The sequence below is a fragment of the Bradyrhizobium sp. MI1.3 genome, from assembly GCF_055811695.1.
The window spans coordinates 13585-34759 of record NZ_JBVVPQ010000060.1; the positions used below are offsets into that span (position 1 = coordinate 13585).

At 59.9% G+C, this 21175-nt stretch carries 16 protein-coding genes and 1 tRNA gene; 4 read left to right on the top strand and 13 right to left on the bottom strand.

Annotated elements, in window-relative coordinates:
• Positions 1-2 precede the first annotated feature (2 nt).
• The 5 genes from AC0L3A_RS31120 to AC0L3A_RS31140 form a co-directional block, all read right to left on the bottom strand.
• Complete coding sequence (locus AC0L3A_RS31120; protein WP_007601130.1) at positions 3-1313, bottom strand: NAD(P)/FAD-dependent oxidoreductase; 1311 nt, start codon at positions 1311-1313, stop codon at positions 3-5.
• Positions 1314-1466: 153 nt separating this feature from the next.
• Positions 1467-2345 (bottom strand): ABC transporter permease, encoded by an 879-nt coding sequence (locus AC0L3A_RS31125; RefSeq protein WP_007601129.1) that lies wholly within the window; start codon positions 2343-2345, stop codon positions 1467-1469.
• Positions 2346-2381: 36 nt separating this feature from the next.
• Positions 2382-3332: an ABC transporter permease gene (locus AC0L3A_RS31130; protein ID WP_007601128.1), complete on the bottom strand. Its 951-nt coding sequence runs from the start codon at positions 3330-3332 to the stop codon at positions 2382-2384.
• 76 nt (positions 3333-3408) lie between these two features.
• Positions 3409-5073: a peptide ABC transporter substrate-binding protein gene (locus AC0L3A_RS31135; protein ID WP_007601127.1), complete on the bottom strand. Its 1665-nt coding sequence runs from the start codon at positions 5071-5073 to the stop codon at positions 3409-3411.
• Entirely contained in the window at positions 5070-6773 is a 1704-nt protein-coding gene (locus AC0L3A_RS31140; RefSeq protein WP_007601126.1) for an ABC transporter ATP-binding protein, read from the bottom strand. The genes AC0L3A_RS31135 and AC0L3A_RS31140 overlap by 4 nt, the downstream gene beginning before the upstream one ends.
• 754 nt (positions 6774-7527) lie before the next feature.
• On the opposite strand from AC0L3A_RS31140, the gene AC0L3A_RS31145 reads away from it, so the two are divergent.
• Both AC0L3A_RS31145 and AC0L3A_RS31150 read left to right on the top strand, forming a co-directional pair.
• Entirely contained in the window at positions 7528-8853 is a 1326-nt protein-coding gene (locus tag AC0L3A_RS31145) for an NAD(P)/FAD-dependent oxidoreductase (protein ID WP_007601123.1), read from the top strand.
• Between the two features lie 115 nt (positions 8854-8968).
• Positions 8969-9445: an Lrp/AsnC family transcriptional regulator gene (locus tag AC0L3A_RS31150; protein ID WP_018453188.1), complete on the top strand. Its 477-nt coding sequence runs from the start codon at positions 8969-8971 to the stop codon at positions 9443-9445.
• A 95-nt stretch (positions 9446-9540) separates the two neighbouring features.
• Here AC0L3A_RS31150 and AC0L3A_RS31155 read toward each other — a convergent pair whose 3' ends face one another.
• The gene (locus tag AC0L3A_RS31155; RefSeq protein ID WP_007601121.1) at positions 9541-10914 is read right to left on the bottom strand and encodes an aspartate aminotransferase family protein; all 1374 of its coding nucleotides are present in this window, start codon (positions 10912-10914) and stop codon (positions 9541-9543) included.
• Between the two features lie 314 nt (positions 10915-11228).
• Here AC0L3A_RS31155 and AC0L3A_RS31160 point away from each other — a divergent pair, with 314 nt between their 5' ends.
• Positions 11229-11918, top strand: coding sequence for a haloacid dehalogenase type II (locus AC0L3A_RS31160; protein ID WP_007601119.1), 690 nt, complete (start codon positions 11229-11231; stop codon positions 11916-11918).
• A gap of 239 nt (positions 11919-12157) precedes the next feature.
• Here the strand turns inward: AC0L3A_RS31160 and AC0L3A_RS31165 are convergent, their stop codons facing one another.
• From AC0L3A_RS31165 to AC0L3A_RS31175, 3 genes are all read right to left on the bottom strand, one after another.
• On the bottom strand, positions 12158-13615 hold the full coding sequence (locus AC0L3A_RS31165) for an NAD-dependent succinate-semialdehyde dehydrogenase (protein ID WP_473255811.1): 1458 nt from the start codon (positions 13613-13615) through the stop codon (positions 12158-12160).
• 280 nt (positions 13616-13895) lie between these two features.
• The gene (locus AC0L3A_RS31170) at positions 13896-14252 is read right to left on the bottom strand and encodes a cupin domain-containing protein (RefSeq protein WP_007601117.1); all 357 of its coding nucleotides are present in this window, start codon (positions 14250-14252) and stop codon (positions 13896-13898) included.
• Between the two features lie 14 nt (positions 14253-14266).
• On the bottom strand, positions 14267-15190 hold the full coding sequence (locus tag AC0L3A_RS31175) for a 2-hydroxyacid dehydrogenase (protein ID WP_007601116.1): 924 nt from the start codon (positions 15188-15190) through the stop codon (positions 14267-14269).
• Between the two features lie 278 nt (positions 15191-15468).
• Here AC0L3A_RS31175 and AC0L3A_RS31180 point away from each other — a divergent pair, with 278 nt between their 5' ends.
• On the top strand, positions 15469-16347 hold the full coding sequence (locus AC0L3A_RS31180; RefSeq protein WP_007601115.1) for a GNAT family N-acetyltransferase: 879 nt from the start codon (positions 15469-15471) through the stop codon (positions 16345-16347).
• 748 nt (positions 16348-17095) lie between these two features.
• Here the strand turns inward: AC0L3A_RS31180 and AC0L3A_RS31185 are convergent.
• The 4 genes from AC0L3A_RS31185 to AC0L3A_RS31200 all read right to left on the bottom strand — a co-directional run bounded on the left by AC0L3A_RS31185 (position 17096) and on the right by AC0L3A_RS31200 (position 20928).
• A tRNA-Lys gene (locus AC0L3A_RS31185) sits at positions 17096-17171 on the bottom strand.
• A gap of 189 nt (positions 17172-17360) precedes the next feature.
• Positions 17361-17996: a Spy/CpxP family protein refolding chaperone gene (locus AC0L3A_RS31190; RefSeq protein WP_007601114.1), complete on the bottom strand. Its 636-nt coding sequence runs from the start codon at positions 17994-17996 to the stop codon at positions 17361-17363.
• A 194-nt stretch (positions 17997-18190) separates the two neighbouring features.
• Positions 18191-19195 carry a TRAP transporter substrate-binding protein gene (locus AC0L3A_RS31195; RefSeq protein WP_007601113.1) on the bottom strand — a complete coding sequence of 335 codons (1005 nt, stop codon included), beginning with the start codon at positions 19193-19195 and terminating at the stop codon, positions 18191-18193.
• 170 nt (positions 19196-19365) lie between these two features.
• On the bottom strand, positions 19366-20928 hold the full coding sequence (locus AC0L3A_RS31200) for a 2-isopropylmalate synthase (RefSeq protein WP_007601112.1): 1563 nt from the start codon (positions 20926-20928) through the stop codon (positions 19366-19368).
• Positions 20929-21175 lie beyond the last annotated feature (247 nt).

The following is a 21175-nucleotide window of genomic DNA, read 5'->3' on the forward strand; positions in this document are numbered from 1 at the left end:
CGTCAGCGGCGGTCGCGCCACAGCGCGAAATGATCCTGCATCCGATATCCCCAGATCATGGCGGGCATGAACCAGGGATCGCCACGATAGAGCGGGATGGAGTCCGGCGGACGGAAGTCAAAGGCGGTGCGCGCCCGTTCGTGGTTTCCCATCAGCTTGTGGGCCGCGTGCATCCCGATCCAAGGCGCCCAGACGACGCCTGAACCGCAGAAGCCAGTGGCATAAACCACACCGTCCTCTTCGAAGATGCGCGGGAGCATGTCGCGATTCATCGCCACATTGCCGAACCAGCTGTGCGAAAGGCGAACATTCTCGAGTTCGGGGAAAAGGTTCACCAGCCCCTTGCGCAGCAGGAGCTTTGGAGCCACCGGGTTACCGACACGAGAGCTGTCGCGCCCCCCTAACAGGATACGTTTGCCGTCGGGCGATGGGCGGTAATAGAACCCGATCTGGCGGTTCTCGGTCATCATCATGCGTTTGGGCATCAGCCGCGCCATGACGTCAGGTGCGAGCTCCTCGGTTGCAATGATCCGGCTGCGAACCGGGACCAGCCTGCGGCGCAGGAAGGGAACGGCGCTATCAGTATAGCCATTCGTGCAAACCAGAACCTGACGCGCCTGCACCGAACCGGCCGAGGTCACGATGCGGAATCCGGAGCCGTCCCTCTCAATTGAGATGACGGGCGTGTCCGCATGAACCGCGACGCCCGAAGCGAGCGCCACGCGAAGCAGTTCAGCGTGAAACTTCGCCGGTTGTAGCCCACCGATATCCATCCGGACTGTTCCACCCCGGTAGACATCGGTGCCGATGTAACTGCGCTGCTCGGCATAGGGTACGGCGTGAGACTCGATCCGCAGCCTCTTCGCTAATACTTCCGCGCTACGCGCCATCGTGTCGTACTGCTCATATCCGAACGCGCCCTTGAACTGCCCGACCAGTCGGAAATCACAGGCGAGCCCTTCAGTCTTGATGAAATCGTAAAGGAATTCGCGGGCGATCTTGCCTTCGGCCTCGATTGCCAACGCCTTGTCTTCGCCGAAGCGTCGGGAGATCGCCGCGTAATCCGGCCGTATGCTTGCGCTGGTTATTCCACCGTTGCGCGTCGAGGCGCCCTCGCCCGGAGTCATCGCGTCAAAGGCCGCAACCGAGCGTCCCTCGCGCGCCAGCACCAGCCCGGCCGAAAGAGAGGCATAGCCAGCGCCCACGATCAGTACGTCAAGTTTCTTGGGAAGAGTCTGTTGAGGCAGCGACCTAAGTGGTGCGGCTTCCCACCAATAGGGCGTGTCCTTCTCTGCGGCTCTGGGCTCGTGCATGTCGCTGACTTCTCGGGTGTTAAAGGTGGCCTTGGATTACTGACAAGACGGATTCTGATCAGCCAACGCGGTGCTTGCGACGTCTACGCTATCAGGAGGTTCTGCCGGATAGCCTTCAACGCTGTCCGCTGCCTGCCACCTGGGCTCAAGCCGTCAAATGTGGTCATCTCTAACGTCAAGCGCATCGCGCAACCCGTCGCCGATGAAGTTGAAGCTGGTCACTGCGATCGTAATCGCCGCGCCTGGAATGATGGCAAGCCAGGGAGCGCTGGCCAGATATTGCTGGGCGCCGTTGAGCAGATTGCCCCAGCTGGGCAGCGGTGGTTGGATGCCGTAACCGAGGAAACTGATATAGGCCTCCAGAAGAATCGCACGGGCGACGGTGAGGCTTGCGGCCACAATGATCGGACCGGTGGCATTGGGCAGAATTTCGCGAAGCATGATATGCCTGCCGCTCAGACCGACCATGCGCGCGGCCTGGACAAACTCGCGCTCGCGCAGCGAACGGACCTCGGCTTCGACGATCCTGGCAACCTCCATCCAGCTCGTGACAGCGATGATGACAGTGATCATCATCGGACTGGGCCGGAGCGTCGCCGCCAACGCCAGCACGAGGAAAATCGAGGGGAAGGAAAGAAAGCCATCCACCGTGCGCATCAGCGCCGCTCCGATCCAGCCGCCGCGATAGCCTGCGGTCACGCCAACGAGCGTTCCGATCAGCGTTGACAACAACATCGCGGAGAATCCCACCAGCAGTGAGACGCGCCCAGCCATCAACAGCCGCACAGCCAAGTCTCGCCCCAACGGGTCAGTGCCGAAATAATGATGACCACTCAACGGAGGAGCGAAACGGGCGCGCATATCAATGTGGAGCGAGTCGTAAGGCAAGGCATAGGGGCCCAAGACGCACGCCAACACGAGCAGGGCGATCATCGCGAATCCGAGCAGCGCCAGGTGGTGGCGCATGAAGCGGCGCACCCCGCGGCTGTGCCACCAGCGAATTGGAGGGAGGTGGGCGGCGATGTCAGTCATAATTGGGACTCCTGTTGACGGCACGAGCCTGCGTCTTCAGCTGAGACGAATGCGCGGATCGACGAGTGCGACAAGGATGTCTGCGACGAGATTGCCAAGCACGACAAGGATGGCTGAGAATATCAACAGCCCCATGACCATCGGATAATCACTGTAGCCGAGGCTGTCGAGAAACAGCCGCCCCATTCCCGGCCAGGTAAAGATGGTCTCAGTGACCAACGCGCCGGTCAGAATGCTCGGCAACTGCACCCCAGCCAGCGTGATCATCGGCAACAGCGCGTTGCCGACGACATGCTTCAGCAGGATGCGGCGCTCACTCAGGCCCTTGGCGCGAGCCGTCTTGACGAAATCCTGGCTCAGCGCATCGAGAGTCGCCGTGCGCATGTAGCGGCTCCAGACCGCGACATGGACCAGAGACAGCACCAAGCTTGGCAAGATCAGGTGATGCAAGTAATCCAGCACCGATCCGTCGCCGATCGTGTACATGTTCCCTGCAGGCACCCAACCGAGCTTCAACGTGAAGATATAGATGCCGACGAGGCCGAACCAGAAGGTCGGGACCGACAGCGCGACCATGGCGCCGATCGTCGCGCAATAATCGAACAGGGAATAGCGGTGGGTGGCACCGCGGATCCCGATCCAGGAACCAATGGCAATGGCCAGTGCCGTGGAGGTGCCCATGAGCAGCAACGTCGCGAAGAGGTGACGCCCAATCACCGCCAGCACCGGCGTGCCGTCGCGGAAAGAGTGTCCCCAGTCGCCTTGAACCAGCCGCCAAGCCCAATCAAAATACTGAATCCACAGCGGCCGGTTCAGCCCGAGCTGCTCTGCCAGTCGCTCAATGTCCTTCTGAGTCATGCCGGGATCCAGCCCGAACTGCGCGAGAGGACCGCCCGGCATGAAGTTGAGCACCGTGAAGCCGATGATCGAGACGATCACCAACAGCACGATGCTCTGCGAAAAACGATTGAGCAGGAACCCGGGCATTCGAGTCTCCATATTAACTTGACAGCGGCTAGTCGGTCGCCGCCCTGCGCCTATCCGGGCCCCGGGCGGCGATACGTCAACTCGCCCAAGACCAAGCCAGCGCGTTCCAGGATTCAGTGCGCGTGTTGACGTTCGGCGCGACCCCGGAAATGCCTTTCTTGTTACCCTGGACCGCATTGATCTGGTACAGCGGAAGGAAGGGCAGGTCGCGACGAACAAGCTCTTGTACCCGACGGTAGATCGTGCGCCGCGCGTCCGGATCGAAGCTGCGAACCCCTTGATCGAGCAAGGCATCGACCTCTAGATTTGAATACTGCGCATTATTCGAACCACGCCCGCCCTTCGTTCTAATCGAACGCGAGTGCAAGCGATTGGTCACGTCCGGGTCAGCACCGATCAGATACGTGCTACCGACGATCACGGAATCGAATTGCGATTGCTGCCAGAACTCGCCCCACATCACGGCGGCGGGCAAGTTCGATATCTTCATCTCGACGCCCAACTGAGAAAATGTCTGCTGCAAGAACTGCTGCACCTGCTCGCGAAGCGGATCGCCTGAAGTGGTCGAGCTGGCAAAGGACAGGCGGACGCCGCTTTTGGCCCGAATGCCATCCCGCCCGGGCATCCAGCCGGCTTGGTCGAGGATCTGGCGCGCGCGGTCCAGATTGTATGCGTGCGCTGGAAGATTGGGGTTATAGTAGATGGCCTGCCTCGGCATGAAGGTCTCCGTCGGAGTCGGCACGCCGTAATAGAGCCCCTGGATAATCGATTCCTTGTCGATGGCTGCATAGAGCGCCTCACGGACTGCAAGCTCCCTGAACTGTGGACGCTCCAGATTCAGGTAAAAGGACTCGAATGAGGCCTTTGGGACCAGTGTCACAACTCGGTTCGCCAGCGCCTTGGCTTCCTCGTAATGGTCAGCTGTGATGTACGGCTGCCCCATCAGGTCCACGTCGCCGCTCTTGAACTGAGTGTAGAGGACGGTGAGGTCGGGAATGTATTTGAAGATCAGCTTCTCGATGTGAGGGCCTTCTCCGAAATATTCGGAGTTAGCCACGAGCTCGAGATGATCGCCTGCGACCCGCTGGCCCCACTTGAACGCGCCGGTGCCAACAGGCGCCTGGTTGAAGGCAGCGTTGTTTGGATTGGCCTCCTTCTCGAGGATGTGCTTGGGCACGATGAAGGTTTCGGTGAGGAACGACAGATAAGGCGCAAAAACCTGTTCCATTCGCCACGAGATCTCCGTGGGCGAGATCACCGTGATGTCGCGCACGAGGGCATGGCCGGCGGTGCGCCAACTCCGGAAGTCCGGGTTGGTGATCAGTTCGAGGGTGAACTTCACATCCTCGGCCGTGAAGGGTTTGCCGTCGTGCCAGCGGACATCATCACGCAAACGAAGGTGCCATTTGAGACCGTCCTCCGAAATGCCGCCGTTCTTCTGGTTCGGTACTTCGACGGCAAGGTTGGGCTGAATCTCGCCTTTTGGGTCGATCCGGAACAGCGCGTCAAAAACCGAGAAATGGACACCATCATCGACTTCAATGTGTACCATCAGCGGATTGAAGACTGTCGGCTCTTGTCCAAGTCCGACGACGATGCGACCGCTCGGTTTGGCGGGAGCCTTCTGAGCGAAGGCGGGCGTACCCAACAGGCCTGGTGCAGCGAGGCCGGCAGCCCCGGCCACCATCAATCGAAGTGCATTGCGCCGTGAATAGCTCGAGTCAAAATAAGCTTCCGTCATGACCTCTCCTCGTTCTTGGCTGTGTCCCGCCGGTGTTCATTGACTCCCGCGAGCGCGCGAGCGCCCCTTGGCTGCTCGCCGGGGATGGCAGCGACGAGCTCGCGCGTGTAGGCGGATTTCGGGTCCAGGAAGATCTGCGACGGCGGTCCGCGTTCGATGATCTGTCCTCGATGCATAACCGCAATTTCATCGCAGATCTGGCTGGCGACGCGCAGATCATGCGTGATGAAGATCATCGAGACGCCAGTCTCCCGCTGAATCTGGTCCAGCAGCTTCAGGATCTGGGCCTGGATTGACACGTCAAGCGCGGAGACGGCTTCGTCGGCGATCAGCAATTTTGGTTTGAACATCAGCGCCCGGGCGATGCCGACGCGCTGGCGCTGCCCGCCGGAGAATTCGTGCGGATAGCGTTCAAAGGCGCCTGAATCCAGGCCCACATGGGACAGAAGCTCACGCGCCCGCTCACCAGCCTCTCTGTGCGGCACGCCGTGCGCGACCGGCCCTACTGTGAGAATTTGCCCGACCGTCGAGCGCGGGTTGAGCGACGCAAAAGGATCCTGGAAGATCATCTGGATTTTTGGCCGCAGCGGCCGAAACTCGGCCTCGGTAAGCCCGGCGACGTCGCGGCCTTCGAACAGAATCGAGCCACCGTCGCTCTCCATGAGCTTGATCAGCAGCCGGCCGAGCGACGATTTGCCCGAACCGCTTTCTCCGACAACGCCTAGCGTGCGGCCCTGCGTGAGATCGAACGAGACACCATTGACCGCAGTCACGATGCGCTGCGTGCGGAAAAGCGCACTGCCGCTGCGATAGGTCTTGACCAGACACTCGACCTTCAGGATTGACGCCCTGTCGGCGGCTTCCAACGGATTGCGGTCCTTGCCGGTCAGGTGCGGCACGGCCGCGATCAGGCGGCGCGTATAGAGGTGACTGGGCGACTTGAGCACTTGCTCGGCACTGCCTTGCTCGACGCAATGGCCCTTCTCCATCACCACAACGGAATCGGCAATCTCCGCCACGACTCCAAAGTCATGGGTGATGAACATCACGCTCATTCCCTTGCGGCGCTGAATGTCGCGGATCAGTTTGAGGATCTGCGCCTGCGTCGTCACGTCGAGTGCGGTCGTCGGCTCGTCCGCAATCAGGATCGCGGGCTCAAGAGCCAGGGCCATGGCGATCATCACCCGCTGCCGTTGCCCGCCCGAAAGCCGGAATGGATACTGGTGATACATGAGTTGCGGATCGGGAAGACCGACTTCAACCAACAAGTCTATGGCGCGGCTGCGACGGGATTTCGCGGTCCCAACGTCGTGCGCTGCCATCACTTCCTCGATCTGCGCGCCCACGGTCATCAGCGGATTGAGCGCTGAGAGCGGATCTTGAAAGATCATCGAGACGACGCGGCCGCGAAGGTTGCGGAGCTTATCGGGCGAAATGGCTACGATGTTGGTCCCATTCAGGTCGATCGAACCCGAGGTAACACGTATCGCCTTGGGCAGAAGCCCCATGATCGCATTGGCTGTGACCGACTTGCCCGATCCGGACTCTCCAATGATGCACAGTATCTGACCACGCTTCAGATCAAAGGAGACGTTCTCGACGGCGTGAGCCCGCTCCATCCCGGCCGGCAAGCTCACGGTCAGGTCACGCACCGAGAGTGCCACATCTTCCGAAGCTACAGCCTGAGAGGCAGAGGCCATTTGAACAGTCTCCCCTTTCAACGGCGTTGGGTCGTTCTGCTGCGGATTGGCTCTTCGGCCATTGTTGCCGCCGCGACGATCGGACAGGTCGAAAATTCGCCGCTCATTTTGCCATTCCCTGTTCGGAGAGTGCGACATGATTCAAAGCTTGGTGCTCAACAGCAAAAAAAGCTGTCGCTCAAGCCAAAACATCGGACGAGCGGCCAACTCGATCACTGAATCGAAGTTCTTGGAGCTAACAGTCCCATCCAGCTTGATTGCTCTTGTGGAGGTCTGTTCCTGGACAAGGCTCATCCAGCTTCCCTTTAGAACTTCTGCCATTGATCGACATTGACGCGGCATTCGCGAGTTTGACTGCTTCAATCACCCCAGAGTCGCCGAAACGCGCCGTATGGGCAGCAGGAAGTTCTGAAAACGAAGTGCCATCTGGCATTTCAGTCTGCGCCGCCAAACGTCGGAGATCAATTACCGAACCGGACTAGATTGAGATTGCCGCCGCGACGAGAGAACTCTCAGGCGGCCTGTCTTTTACGCACAAGCGCACTATCGTTGTGCACGGCACGGCCGCACGCGCTCAAAGCTTGATGCCCTGGTGCTTTGGCGAATGAGGTGGGCGCCAGCGACGTGTTCTCACAATAATAGCTTGAACAGAAGTCGGCAAACCGCAGAATATTCCGTCTAATCACAAATTCCCGCAGAGCACCTGCCGCGAATGCTCAGCTACGATAGGTCAAACGCCGGGAGTCCTCGCTTCATGAGTGCGCCGCTCATCCATATTGAATCAAGCCCGTCTCTGCCTCAAGAGGCTGACGTCGTCGTCATTGGCGGCGGCGTGGTGGGCGTGTTCACGGCGTACTATCTCGCCCGCCGCGGCGTTAAGGTCGCCTTGCTCGAAAAGGGGCGTGTCGCCGCCGAGCAGTCCAGTCGCAATTGGGGATGGTGTCGTCAACAGAATCGCGACGCGCGCGAGCTACCGATTGCCACCAAGAGTCTCGATCTTTGGGAGACAGTAGCACAGGAGACCGGGGAAGACACGGGGTTCCGCCGCTGCGGGCTTCTCTATCTGTCGAATGACGAAAATGAGCTGACCGGCTGGGCGAAGTGGCGCGATTTTGCAAAGACGGTCGGCGTTACGACACAGATGTTGAGCACGAACGAAGCGAGCGAGAGAGGCAAAGCGACGGGCCGCAAATGGAAAGGCGGCGTATTCTCTCCAACCGACGGAACGGCAGACCCTTCGAAGGCTGTGCCCGTGGTCGCGCGTGCGATCATGACGGCTGGCGGCACGGTGCACCAGCACTGCGCCGCTCGCGGCATAGAGCTCCGTGCCGGCCGGGTGAGCGGCGTAGTGACCGAAACAGGCACAATCCGGACCAACACGGTGGTCATGGCAGGAGGGGCCTGGGCCTCTTCGTTCTGCAACCAGCTCGGCATTCGCTTCCCGCAGGCGTCCGTGCGCCAGTCCATTCTCGCCGTGGCTCCTGGCGCAGCCGGCCTGCCTGATGCCCTGCACACCGCACTCGTGTCGCTTACGCGACGTAGCAACGGCGGATACACTGCGGCGATCGGCGGGCGTGCGCGCGTCGATCCAACGCCGCAGCAATTCAGGTTCGCTCGCGAATTCGTGCCTATGTTCGCGCGACGCTGGCGCAGTCTCGCCCCTGGAGCATTCGAGGGCATGCGCCAAGGTCATGAATCCTTGGCGAAGTGGGCGCTCGATGAGACGACCCCGATGGAGCTGAACCGGACACTTAGTCCCCGTCCCGACATGCGGCAGATTCGGCTGACACATCAACGAGCTTGCGAATTGCTGCCTGAACTCCGTCGCGTCGCAATCTCCAATGTCTGGGCCGGTTATATTGACAGCACACCGGATGGCGTTCCCGCAATCGGTGAGGTGGGGGCGATTCCAGGCTTTATCCTTGCGGCAGGGTTCAGCGGCCACGGTTTCGGGATTGGCCCCGGCGCGGGGCACCTAATCGCCGACATCATTACGGGTACTGCGCCGATCGTCGACCCGCGTCCATACAGGCCGGAGCGGCTGAAAACGGGTGCCTGGGGCAAGGTCGCCGAGTTCTGAAAAGCAATCTCGCCGCCCGGTGGGAAAGGAAGCTGGTTGGTGCTATGACAGTGCGTATGACGCTGAAGCCTCAAAGCCTTGACGCCGCTATGGCTCCCATCTCATGGCATTGCTTATGAAGCTCGATAAGATCGACATCAGGATTTTATGCGAACTGCAGAAGAACGGGCGGACTTCCAACGTCGAGCTCGCAGAGCTTATAAACCTTTCCCCGAGCCCCTGCCTGATGCGCGTCAAGAGACTCCAGACGGAGGGCTTCATCACCGGCTATTCCGCCCAGATCGACGTCTCCAAGCTCGGACAAACTCTGACTGTGTTCGCCGAGATCACGCTCAAAAATCATCGCCAGATCGATTTCGCGCGCTTTCTCACGACTATCGAAAAGATAGATTCAGTCGTCGAATGCCATCTGGTTTCGGGCGGATATGACTACCTCGTGAAGTTTATCACAGCGGGAATCAGCGAATATCAGGCGCTGATGGAACGTCTCGTCGAGATGGATATCGGAATCGACAAATACTTCAGTTTTGTCGTGCTGAAGTCCCCGATCGTGAAATCCCATCTGCCTCTCGAAAGCATATTCAATAGCTGAAGAACAATCCTCCACCTCGGGGGGCATGGACAGATCGTCGCGTCGCGCTACGGCTCAGGCTTTTGCTGGCCTCGGAATGACAGGCGCAGTGATCATCATTTCATCGCCGCGCGGACGTCGCTGTCTTCGAGGGTTTGGTCGAGCGTCATGCGAGTTCGTTCGATGATGCCGTCGATGTCCCCATCCGTGCAGCAGAGCGGGGGCGCAAAACCCAGCACGCCCTGGGCAAAGGCGCGGATGACGAGACCGTTGTCCCATGCGCGGTCGAAGATGCGGCGCGCCGCGTCGGCTTCCGCCGGCAGGGGCGTCTTGCGCTCCTTGTCCGTGACGAGCTCGATTGCGGCCAGCATGCCGCGACCACGGACATCGCCGACAAGTGGATGATCTGCAAGCGCGCGAAGGCCCTCCATCAGGCGGTGCCCGGCCTTCCGGCCGTTTGCCAACAAGCCGCTTTCGTAAAGATCCAGGCACGCGAGTCCGACCGCTGCACTGACGGGATGTGCGGAATAGGTGTAGCCGTGGCCGACCGCCGTCCTGCCGGCTCCGTCCGCAATCGTATTGTAGACGCGGTCGGACATGAAAACGGCTCCCATCGGCACATAGCCCGACGTCAGACCCTTTGCGGTGGTCATGAAATCCGGCACGACGTCGTCTTCTTCGCATGCGAAAAATGGGCCGACACGACCAAAGCCAGTGATGACCTCATCGGCAACGAACAAAATATCGTTCTCCCGGCAAACAGCGTGCATGGCTTTCAGCCAAGACGGCGGTGGCACGAGGACACCCCCTGATCCCTGAATTGGCTCGACGTAAAAAGCCGCAACGCGGTCTGCGCCCAGTTCGGCGATCTTGGCTCGCAGGGCCGCAACCGACGCAGCAATGATAGCCTGAGGATGGGAACCGACAGGATTACGATAGGCATAGTGCGACGGAATTTTGTGCTGCCAGCTATAAGGTACCCCAAAGCCCGCATGAAAGGAGGGGATCGCGGTCAAGCCGGACCCTGCCGTCGACGATCCATGGTAGCCATGCTCGACGGAAATGAACTGATCCTTCTGCGGCGTACCCTTGGCATGATAATAGTACCGAATAAATCGGATCGTGCTGTCGACGGCATCGGAGCCACCCAGCGTGAAGTAAACATGGTTCAAATCGCCAGGCGCTAATTCGGCCAACCTGGCGGCCAGCCGGATGGCTGGATCGGAGCCCAACCCGAAATAGCCCGTCGCATAGGGCAGTTCGCGCAGTTGTCTCGTGGCTGCATCAACGATGCTGTCTTGTCCGTACCCGGCATTGACACACCACAGGCCGGCGAAGCCGTCGAGCAATTGATGGCCCGAGACGTCGGTCAGCGTCGCGCCCTTCGCCGATCTTAACACCCGCACACCCAAGGCCTCGTGAGTGCGATAGGATGAGACCGGGTGAACCAGATGCGCACGATCCAGCTCGATCAGCGAATTGCTCAACATGTCGTCCTCCATATCAACCCGAAGGCAGATTAGGATATCCAGGACGGCAGTTCCTCCCAAGCCGCGCCCGGATCGCAGGAGTTTTGACTTTCGTTGGTGATCGATGCCGCAGCTTATGCCGGAGCAGGCCCGGCGCATGACGGTGCTGCTCAACGCGAGCGGTTGCTTGGCGCAACTCTCTGCCAAAGCTTCGATCCGGTACGACACAATCTGCTTCCGGCTTCAGCGAAAGCGGCGCTTTATCTTACGAGATGCTCCTTATGATGCTTGTCGTACCGGCGCGCGGTGCCGAGAAGATTGGAGGATTCCACGTCATGACCAAGTTCCGACCGAAATATATCACTTTCGATTGCTATGGCACGCTGACGAATTTCGACATGGCCGGTGCGGCAAGGCGAGTCTACGGCTCCCGGCTTTCTGCCACGACGATGGCAAGTTTCATCAAGGATTTCGCTGCCTATCGCCTGGACGAGGTTCTTGGCGCGTGGAAGTCATACTTCGAGGTCGTGCATAATTCGGTAGAGCGCGCGTGCAAGCGCAACGGTGTCGTATTTCGGCCGGAGGATGCCCAGCGCATCAATGAAGAGATCCACACATGGGGTCCACATCCCGACGTCCCGGCCGGTCTGGCCAAAGTCGCCACGGAGTTACCGCTGGTGATCCTGTCGAACTCCATGAAGAACCTCATCATGTCGAACGTCGAAAAGCTCGGCGCGCCCTTCCACATGATCATCACGGCCGAGGAGACCGGCGCCTACAAGCCGCACATGAAGGGCTTCGAGTACATGCTCGACAAGCTGGGCTGCGGCCCGGAAGATATTACCCACGTCTCCTCGTCCTTCCGGTACGACCTGATGACGGCCTACGACCTGGGCATCAAGAGCAAGGTGTGGGTGAACCGCGGTCACGAGCCCGCGAACCCCTTCTATGAATACACTGAGGTCGCGGACATCGGCGGGCTCGCCGCCGCAGTCGGCTTGGAGCCCCTTCGAAGAAGCGCGTGAAGGCGTATCCTTTTCGGGCTCTTTCGCGGCACGTAGACCTTCGAAAATTTCAGTAGAGACTGTTGCGTGATGAATAAAGGGGGCGGTTCAACCGCCCCCTTTTTCTGTGTTTGAACTACTCATCCGACAGAATTGTGTTACTTCGCTGTTGAGGCATCATGCTGTTTATCGCGCGGACGCGGTCCGCCGCAAAATCGAAGAACCCTTCGATTCCTCTCCTGAAACCAGGAATCGTCCCCTTATTCCAATCCGCCGACATGAAGCGTTTTGATCTCGAGATATTCATCTATCCCGAGCTGGGATCCTTCGCGCCCCAGCCCCGATTGTTTTACGCCGCCGAAAGGCGCGACCTCGGTCGAGATCAGGCCGGTGTTCAGGCCTACCATGCCGAATTCCAGCGCCTCGGCAACGCGCCATGAGCGCTTGAGGCTTTCCGTATAGAAATAGGCGGCAAGACCGAAGGGCGTGCCGTTCGCGATCGCGATCGCTTCGTCCTCCGTCTTGAAGCGGAAAAGCGGCGCGACTGGTCCGAACGTCTCTTCTGAGGCCAAGAGCATGTCAGCCGTTGCCTCACCGAGCACGACGGGGCGGGCATATTGCCTACCTTCCGGCATATATTCGCTCTGCGAGATGATCCTCGCGCCCTTGTCCAGAGCGTCTGTGATGTGCCGCTTGATCTTTTCTATCGCCGCGCCATTGATCATTGGTCCGATTTCGACGCCTTCTTCGGTGCCGGCCCCGACCTTCATTTTCGCAACCCGTCTGGCCAGCTTTTCTGCAAGGGCATCGTAAATGCCCGATTGTACCAAAATGCGATTGCAGCAAACGCAGGTCTGTCCACCATTACGAAACTTCGACGCAATCGCGCCCTCAACGGCCCGGTCGAGATCGGCATCATCAAAGACGATGAACGGCGCGTTGCCGCCGAGCTCGAGGCTGAGCTTCTTGATGTTGTCGGCGGCGCCTTTCATCAGCAATGCGCCGACGCGAGTCGACCCGGTAAACGAGATCTTGCGAACAGTTTCATTGGCCATCAATTCCTGGCCGATTTCCGCGGGCATGCCAGTCACTATATTAATGACGCCCGCCGGGATCCCTGCCTGCTCCGCAAGTACGCCGATCGCGAGTGCCGAAAACGGCGTAAATTCAGATGGCTTGATGACCACGGTGCAGCCCGCAGCAAGCGCAGGTGCCACCTTGCGCGTGATCATGGCGCTGGGAAAGTTCCAGGGCGTGATAATCCCGCAGACGCCGACCGGCTCTTTCAGCACCAGAATGCGGCGATCGGCAGTAGGTGACGGGATGGTCGATCCGTTGATCCGGCGAGCCTCTTCCGCAAACCATTTTACGAAGGATGCCCCATAGCGGATTTCTCCGAGCGATTCAGCAAGCGGTTTGCCCTGTTCCAAAGTCAGCAAGAGCGCCAGATCCTGCTCATGCTGCCGCATGAGCTCATACCAACGCTCCAAAAGTGCCGCGCGTTCTGCGTGAGTAGTCTTCTTCCAACGTTTGAACGCATCAGCCGCAGCGTTGATTGCAGCCGCAGTCTCGTCACGCCCCATGTCGGGGATAGTGCCAAGGACGTTCTGGCTGGCAGGATCGATGACATCAACGGTCGATTTCGCGTTCGCATCCCGCCAGTTGCCGCCGATCAACGCCTGCTGGCGAAACAGATCCTTGTCCTTCAATGCGATCATCTTCTTTTCCCTTCGGGGCCAACCCCGCCATCACAGCGATGCGTAATCGGCTCATGTTCCTTGTCCACGAGCGAGTCTGCTCGACGTGAGTTCGACAAGCACGCTGTTGGATTTGCCATCGGTGAGATCGAATCTTCTCATCCGAGCAATACAGGATCGAACGCCGCATTTTTCATCGAGAATTAAGCGCCTGGCGGCGTTGAATCGCATAAGACGCGACTCGAAAAGCCGATTATTCTGGCAGCGCGCCTATATTAGGAGCGCACTTCGAGCTTTGTGCTCAGTCATAAGCGCAGACGTAGATCTTTCGCACGGTCTCGATCGTGCGCCAGATGCCGACAAAGCCCGGCTTCATCACAAAGCTGTCGCCGGCGCGGTAAGTCTTCGTCTCACCACCCTTTTCCTCAATTTCGATGAGACCCGAGATGATGTGGCAGAACTCGTAAGTGGTGCCCTTAATGGAATGGGTCTCGCCGGGCGTTGCTTCCCAGACGCCGGTCAGCACCTTCTCGGCTTTGGAGGCGTCCTGCGCCCAGGTCTTGAAGGATGGATTGCCCGAAATGAGCCGTTCCGGAACAGGCAAGGCGTTCTTTGGTGCGAAGTCCGGATCGGGATCGATAGAAATCAGAAGGGACATGACATCATCCTTGGTTAATAGCCGAGTGTTCGATCGACAAGCCCGATCGGATTTTTTCCAGCGCGGTGGCGCCGGATGTTTTCTACGACGGATTGTGCCGCCGAATGCGGTTGCGTCACGGATGCGATGTGCGGAGTTATCATCACCTTCGGGTGCGACCAGAGCGCATGGCCTTCCGGCAGCGGCTCGGGGTCGGTGACATCGAGCATAGCTGCTGCAAGGCGGCCGCCGTCGAGCGCCTCGATGAGTGCGGCCTGGTCGAGCTGCGGGCCGCGGCCGACATGCAGCAGTCGCGCTCCCATCGGCAAAAACGAGAAGAGTTTTGAGTTCAGGAGGCCGCGGGTTTGCTCCGTCAGGGGCAGAAGACAGACGAGAATATCCGTTCCTCTCAGGAAACTGCCCAGCTGATCGTCGCCATGAAAGCAGGTGACGCCCTCGACCACATTTTTGCTGCGGCTCCATGCGGCAAGGGGAAATCCAAAGGGCTTGAGGCGATCGATTGCCGCTTGCGCCAGCATCCCAACGCCCAGGAAACCCACGCGGCGTTCGGTCGCCTGTGGGGTGACAAGATCTTGCCACCTGCCCCTTCTCTGCTGCTCCCGATATGCGAGCATCTCGCGATGGAGCGCCAGCACGCCGAGCACGACGTATTCCTGCATCATGCGTATGATGCCATCCTCGACCATACGCACCAGCATCACATGGTCGGGTATGATCTCGGGCACGAACTGGTCGACTCCGGCACCGATGGAAAAGAGCACCTCCAAATTGCGATAACGCGAGACGTCGTCCGGCACTTTCCAGGTCAGCAGATACCGCACCTTTTCCGGGTCGATGCTTTTCCTCCCCTGGTAGAATTCCAGATCGGGGAGCTCGCGCGCAAATATCTGGCGGAATATTGCGCCCCGAGCGGCATCGGAATTGAAAAGAAACCCCATCGAGGGACCCTTCGTGTCACGCGGCGAGATGCTCAATGACTTGTTGGCGCGCAGCGAGCTCGCCGGACATCTACAGCCTAGCGGCAAGCAGAAGCTTTCTCTGCCGAATCTCGGTGCGCTATATGCCGAACATTTCGAACACTTGTACCAAAACAGGTGAAACCTGCTGGCCTTCCGTGCAATGCTGCGGCAAACACGTTTGCTGTCGCAACTGGGCAGCAGGTTCATAAAGCACGCCAAGCCATAGACTTTGGCATTCCGCGAAGGAATGAACTGAGATGGGACGATCCGTACGCCTGAAGTCCTTCGAATTGGTCGCGCGCGACATTCGAGACGTTGATGTGAAGCTGCTCCACGCGCTCTCGATTGCGGTCGGCTGGCCGCATCGGCCAAAGGACTGGGATTTCCTGCGCCGCGCCGGTCAAGGCATCGTCGCTGTTGACGGCATCGGGCGCGTTTTCGGAAGCGCAATGTGGTTCCCGCACGGACGCGAATTCGCCACCATCGGCCTGGTACTCACATCGCCGCGCACCCAAGCACAAGGTACCGGCCGATGGCTTATGGAACAGGTATTCGAACGGTGTGGGGATCGGAATCTTACCCTGAACTCGACCGATGCTGCCTATCATCTTTATCTGTCGCTGGGCTTCACCAAGGAAGCGGTCGTGTATCAGTGGCAGGGAGAGGTCGTATCACCCCTTCCACCGATATCAGTTCTGGATGGCGAATTGAGATCGGCGTCAGCCGAAACACTCAATGAGATTGCAGCGCTGGATGAGCGTGCGTTCGGCACGAGCCGCCGGGAGCTGCTTGCTCTGCTTTCGGAAGGTGCGTCAATCTGTGTACTGCGCCGCGACGGCAAGACAGTCGGCTACTCCATGAAGCGCGAGTTCGGGCGTGGTCACGTGATCGGTCCCATTGTCGCCAGCAATGATTATGACGCGATCCATCTCACGGCCGTGCATCTTAAGGATCTCACCGGCCGTTTCGCCCGCGTCGATACTCGGGAGCAGACGGGCCTATTTGCTGATTATCTTCAGCAGAGCCGCCTCGCTATAAGCGAGACGGTCACAACCATGTCCAAGGGACGGCGATTCCTGAACCGAAAGGAAAACGAGCCGTGGGTCTACGGATTGGCCGCTCACGCGTTGAGCTGAGCTGAGAAGCAAATCGTTGATCGGCGCTGGTTTCCGACGCCGGTGCTCGCCCTTATTCTACAGGCAACGGCTTGGCGCCGATTCACGGAAATGGTTGAGGTCACTAATGTGCTCTCGCCAATTTGGCCATATAGGCTCAACAAAATAGCCGTCGTTTTTGCCGATGTCGCCTCGACCTGAAGAAGCTGACGAGGGTCTCCGCCGGAAAGAGACTCGCCGGCAACGTCCTTAAGCGCGCGAACGTACAAAATTGTAGGTTTGCCCTCATTAATGGATATGGCATTCTCGAGGTTCGTAAGTAGAGCAAAACCCACTGTTTGACCTGTGGCAGGAAAAATGGGCCGAAGCCTCGGCGGACCACCGGACCGGGGAGCGTCGCGAAGCGCCCCCGATAGATTCACATCGGGGAGGCGCAACAGCCGATACCGACCTTCGCTTCAGGTGCAAACCGAAGCTCCGCGCCTTCTACTGGACATTCATACCGAAGCGCGCAGACCATCGTGAAGCACTGCCGCGCCCGCAATGCGGCTCGCGCCGATTTCGGTATCGATAGGCTTGAATTGCAGGTGCTGAAGGACGGTATGAAGAGCTGAACGCAGACCGGTAGATTTCGTGTTACAGGTGGAGGGGCTTCGGTCCTAATTATCCGACTCGTCGCACGGCGTGCGACCATCAAAAGCGTCGCACGAGACCCGGCTTGTTCTGCGGAGGAATTTAAAAAAGCCCTTGCGGGCCAATCTCTTAAGGGTGGTGGGCGCACCAGGGCTCGAACCTGGGACCCGCTGATTAAGAGTCAGCTGCTCTACCAACTGAGCTATGCGCCCGAAAGGCGGTTAAAGCCTTGCGAGGCCGGTCGTTTAGCAAAGCGATCCGGGTCTGGCAAGCGATGGCACGTAAGTTTTCCAAGGCTATGACAAGGGTATGCCAAGGGCGTGCCCACATCCCCCAAAAAAGCGAAAAGCCGCTGGATTCCAGCGGCTTCGCCAGGGTTGAGCGGGGCCACCCTTGCAGGCTCAGAGCCGGCCCTCGCGGTCCCCGTCCGAGCCGCCGTCGCGGTCGAAACGGTCACGGTGGAAGTGGTCCATACCGCGCTCCATCATGCGGTCCATGCCACGCTCCATGAAGTGGCCGCGCGGGCCGTCTTCGCCACCGCCGAACGGGCCGCGGTGGCGGGTCAGCACGGCGAGGCGCCGCTTCTGGCCCTCGTCCAGAGTCTTGTAGAGCGGATCGGCGGCATCGGCGATCTTCTTCAGGGCCGCCGACGTCGCCCCCATGTCCTCGGCGCGCTGGCGCAGGCGGGCGACCGGATCTTCCGGCCTGTCGGCATCCTTGTTGGCGTCCTTATTGGCGTCCTTGCCGGCATCGCCGGGACCGGCATTCATCCGCGCATTGGCGCGGTCCATGCGCAGCTTGGCGAAGTCGCGCACGGCGGCCTCGACCGGCGGCCACAGCTTCTCCTGATCGGCGTTGAGCTTCAGCCCGGCATGGACGGCGGCGATCCGCGCGTCGACCATGGCGGCGCGGTCTTCCGGGTTCATGCGGATGTGGCGCATGTGCTCGTGCATCCACGGGCGATGATAGTGGGCATAGACCGCGCCCGAGCCGGCGATGCTGAGCACGGCGATGGCGGCGATGGTGAACTTCCTCATGCGAACTCTCCTCTGGAAGGATGTCGTGAGGATGGGCGCAGCGCGGCTTACGCGCAACTTACAACTTGGACAGGGAGCGCGTTCTTTCGAAGATGTAACGCTCCTGAATTTTCGTTCAGTCGCAATCGGAAATCATTTGCAACAAAAGGGGCTTCCGCGTCCGACCCGGAAGCCCCATTCATCATCCGTTCAAATCAGTTCGTCGTGCTCTTCGCTTCCTTCTGGAATTCGTCGATCAACGGTTGGCCGATGCGGCCTGCGGCGTCCTTGTAGACCGGCTCCATGGCCTTACGCATCGCCTCATCCTGCTCCGGCGTGAGCTTGATGATCTCGCTCTTGCCGCTCTTCCTGATCTCGGCGAGCGCGTCCTCGTTCTCCTTCTGCGACTGCGTATTGTTGAAGTCGGTCGCTTCCTTCATCGCCTTCGTCAGCTGGTCGCGGATGTCGGCCGGCAAATCGTCCCAGAACTTCTTGTTCACGATCACGACGTAGCCGATGTAGCCGTGATTGCTCTCGGTGATGTACTTCTGCACCTCATGCATCTTCTGGGTATAGATGTTCGACCAGGTGTTCTCCTGCCCGTCGACGACGCCGGTCTGGAGCGCCTGGTAGACTTCGCCGAACGCCATCACCTGCGGCAGCGAGCCGAGCGCCTTGAACTGGGCCTGGAGCACGCGCGAGGACTGGATGCGGAACTTGACGCCCTGATAGTCGGCCGGCGTCACCAGCTTCTTGTTGGCGCTCATCTCCTTGAAGCCGTTGTCCCAATAGGCAAGGCCGGTGATACCCTTCGGTTCGAGCAGCTTGAGCAACCTGGCACCGAGCGGACCTTCCGTCACCTTCCGCAGCGTCTTCAGATCGGGGAGGATGTAGGGCAGATCGAACACCTCGAACTCGCGGATGCCGAGCGGGCCGAACTTGGAGTTGGACGGCGCCAGCATCTGGACGCTGCCGAGCTGGAGCGCCTCGAGCTCTTCCTTGTCCTTGTAGAGCGTCGAGTTCGGGTAGATCTCGACCTTGACCTTGCCGCCGGTGTACTTCTCGGCGAGCTCCTTGAATTTCTCCGACGCCTTGCCCTTCGGCGTGTCGGTGGCCACCACGTGGCTGAACTTGATGATGATGGGCGCTTGGGCCGATGCCGGCCCGGTCAAGCCAAGAGCCAGGACCGCGATGGACGCAGCGATCGCGAAGGTGCGCATAATCTCTCCCTGTTGTTATTTGGGCCGCCCGGCGCACGGGTGGCCAATGCCGTTAGCATCAATACAGGTCGACATCACCAACTGCTATTGGCCGTTAGCAGGGCAGCCATTCATGGTGAACGCCGCAAGCACCGCCTCTCCCGCTTCCGGAAGAGGCGGTGGTCGCCACCTCAGCTCGCGGCGGCGGTCGTCACGGTGTCGCGCTGGCGCTTCATGACGATTTTGTTGAGTGCGCCGAGATAGGCCTTTGCCGAGGCCACCAGCGTATCCGGATCCGCCGCGCGCGCGGTCATCGCACGTCCCTCATGCGACAGCCGCACCGAGACTTCGGCCTGCGCGTCGGTGCCCTGAGTCACTGCGTGGACCTGGTACAGCTCGAGCTTGGCTTCGTGCGGCACCAAGCGCTTGATGCAGTTGAACACCGCGTCAACCGGACCGTTGCCCTCGGCCTCCTCGATCTTGATCTGGCCGTCGACGTCGAGCTTCATGGTCGCGCGCTGCGGGCCATGGGTGCCGGCGATCACGGTCAGCGAGGTCAGCTTGATGCGATCGTGCGAAGCCGCCATCTCCTCGTCGACCAGCGCCTCGATGTCCTCGTCGTAGATGTCCTTCTTGCGGTCGGCCAATGCCTTCATCCGTGTGAACGCGTCTTCCAGCTGGTTGGGACCGAGCTTGTAGCCCATCTCCTCCAGTTTGTGCACGAAGGCATGGCGGCCGGAATGCTTGCCCAGCACCAGCGAGGACTGCTTGAGGCCGACCATCTCGGGCCGCATGATCTCGTAGGTGGAAGCGTCCTTCAGCACGCCGTCCTGGTGGATGCCGCTCTCATGCGCGAACGCGTTGCGGCCGACGATGGCCTTGTTGTACTGCACCGGGAACGACGTCGCCGCCGACACCACTTTCGAGGCGCGGGTCAGCTGCGTGGTGTCGATCTTGTTCCAGAACGGAAATTTGTCGTTGCGGACGTTGATCGCCATCACGATCTCTTCCAGCGCGGCGTTGCCGGCACGCTCGCCGATGCCGTTGATGGTGCACTCGACTTGGCGCGCGCCGCCGACGACGCCGGCCAGCGAGTTCGCCACCGCCATGCCGAGGTCGTTATGGCAGTGCACGGAGAACACCGCCTTGTCCGAGTTCGGCACGCGCTCGATCAGCGTCTTCATGAAGTGGGTGTATTCGTCGGGCGTGGTGTAGCCGACGGTATCGGGAATGTTCACCGTGGTGGCGCCAGCCTTGATGACGGCTTCGACGATGCGGCACAGATAGTCCATCTCGCTGCGAGTGCCGTCTTCGGCCGACCATTCGACGTCGTCGATCTGGTTGCGGGCGCGCGCGACCATGGCAACCGAGGTCTCGAGCACCTGTTCCGGGGTCTTGTTCAGCTTCACCCGCATATGCAGCGGCGACGTCGCGATCACGGTGTGGACGCGGCCACGCTTGGCGAATTTCACCGCCTCTGCGCAGCGGTCGATGTCGGCCGGATGGGCACGCGACAGACCGGCGATAACGGCGTTCTTGGAGCGGCGAGCGATCTCGCTGACCGCCTGGAAGTCGCCTTCTGAGGTAATTGGGAAGCCGGCTTCGATGACGTCGACGCCCATATCGTCCAGCATCTCGGCGACTTCGAGCTTCTCCTCGAAGGTCATGGTGGCGCCGGGGCACTGCTCGCCGTCGCGCAGGGTGGTGTCGAAAATGATGACGCGGTCCTTCTCGGACTTGTTCACGATGGCCATTTCGAAAATTCCTTTTGAGCTTTTGCGCCGTCAGTCTTCTGGGCGCTTGAGGTGTCCGGTGATCTCGACCAACCCCTGAGCGCCCAGGCGCATGGCGCCCAGCCGGCCCTCAGGGGCAAGTAAGAAGGAGCCCGCCAATCAGGAGAGTGGGCAGCAGCGCGGCCGGGATCGTGGCGGCGGCCAGAGCCACCTCCCCCGAAATCCCATCGATTTGGCCGCGAATCAGCATTGCCAGACCCTTTTGAGC

Coding starts and splice junctions, on each gene's coding strand:
- AC0L3A_RS31160 (WP_007601119.1), top strand. CDS start 11,229: ATGACCAAGTTCCGACCGAAATATATCACTTTCGATTGCTATGGCACG.
- AC0L3A_RS31145 (WP_007601123.1), top strand. CDS start 7,528: ATGAGTGCGCCGCTCATCCATATTGAATCAAGCCCGTCTCTGCCTCAA.
- AC0L3A_RS31195 (WP_007601113.1), bottom strand. CDS start 19,195: ATGCGCACCTTCGCGATCGCTGCGTCCATCGCGGTCCTGGCTCTTGGC.
- AC0L3A_RS31135 (WP_007601127.1), bottom strand. CDS start 5,073: ATGACGGAAGCTTATTTTGACTCGAGCTATTCACGGCGCAATGCACTT.
- AC0L3A_RS31180 (WP_007601115.1), top strand. CDS start 15,469: ATGGGACGATCCGTACGCCTGAAGTCCTTCGAATTGGTCGCGCGCGAC.
- AC0L3A_RS31150 (WP_018453188.1), top strand. CDS start 8,969: ATGAAGCTCGATAAGATCGACATCAGGATTTTATGCGAACTGCAGAAG.
- AC0L3A_RS31190 (WP_007601114.1), bottom strand. CDS start 17,996: ATGAGGAAGTTCACCATCGCCGCCATCGCCGTGCTCAGCATCGCCGGC.
- AC0L3A_RS31175 (WP_007601116.1), bottom strand. CDS start 15,190: ATGGGGTTTCTTTTCAATTCCGATGCCGCTCGGGGCGCAATATTCCGC.
- AC0L3A_RS31155 (WP_007601121.1), bottom strand. CDS start 10,914: ATGTTGAGCAATTCGCTGATCGAGCTGGATCGTGCGCATCTGGTTCAC.
- AC0L3A_RS31165 (WP_473255811.1), bottom strand. CDS start 13,615: ATGATCGCATTGAAGGACAAGGATCTGTTTCGCCAGCAGGCGTTGATC.
- AC0L3A_RS31125 (WP_007601129.1), bottom strand. CDS start 2,345: ATGACTGACATCGCCGCCCACCTCCCTCCAATTCGCTGGTGGCACAGC.
- AC0L3A_RS31200 (WP_007601112.1), bottom strand. CDS start 20,928: ATGGCCATCGTGAACAAGTCCGAGAAGGACCGCGTCATCATTTTCGAC.
- AC0L3A_RS31170 (WP_007601117.1), bottom strand. CDS start 14,252: ATGTCCCTTCTGATTTCTATCGATCCCGATCCGGACTTCGCACCAAAG.
- AC0L3A_RS31120 (WP_007601130.1), bottom strand. CDS start 1,313: ATGCACGAGCCCAGAGCCGCAGAGAAGGACACGCCCTATTGGTGGGAA.
- AC0L3A_RS31140 (WP_007601126.1), bottom strand. CDS start 6,773: ATGGCCTCTGCCTCTCAGGCTGTAGCTTCGGAAGATGTGGCACTCTCG.
- AC0L3A_RS31130 (WP_007601128.1), bottom strand. CDS start 3,332: ATGCCCGGGTTCCTGCTCAATCGTTTTTCGCAGAGCATCGTGCTGTTG.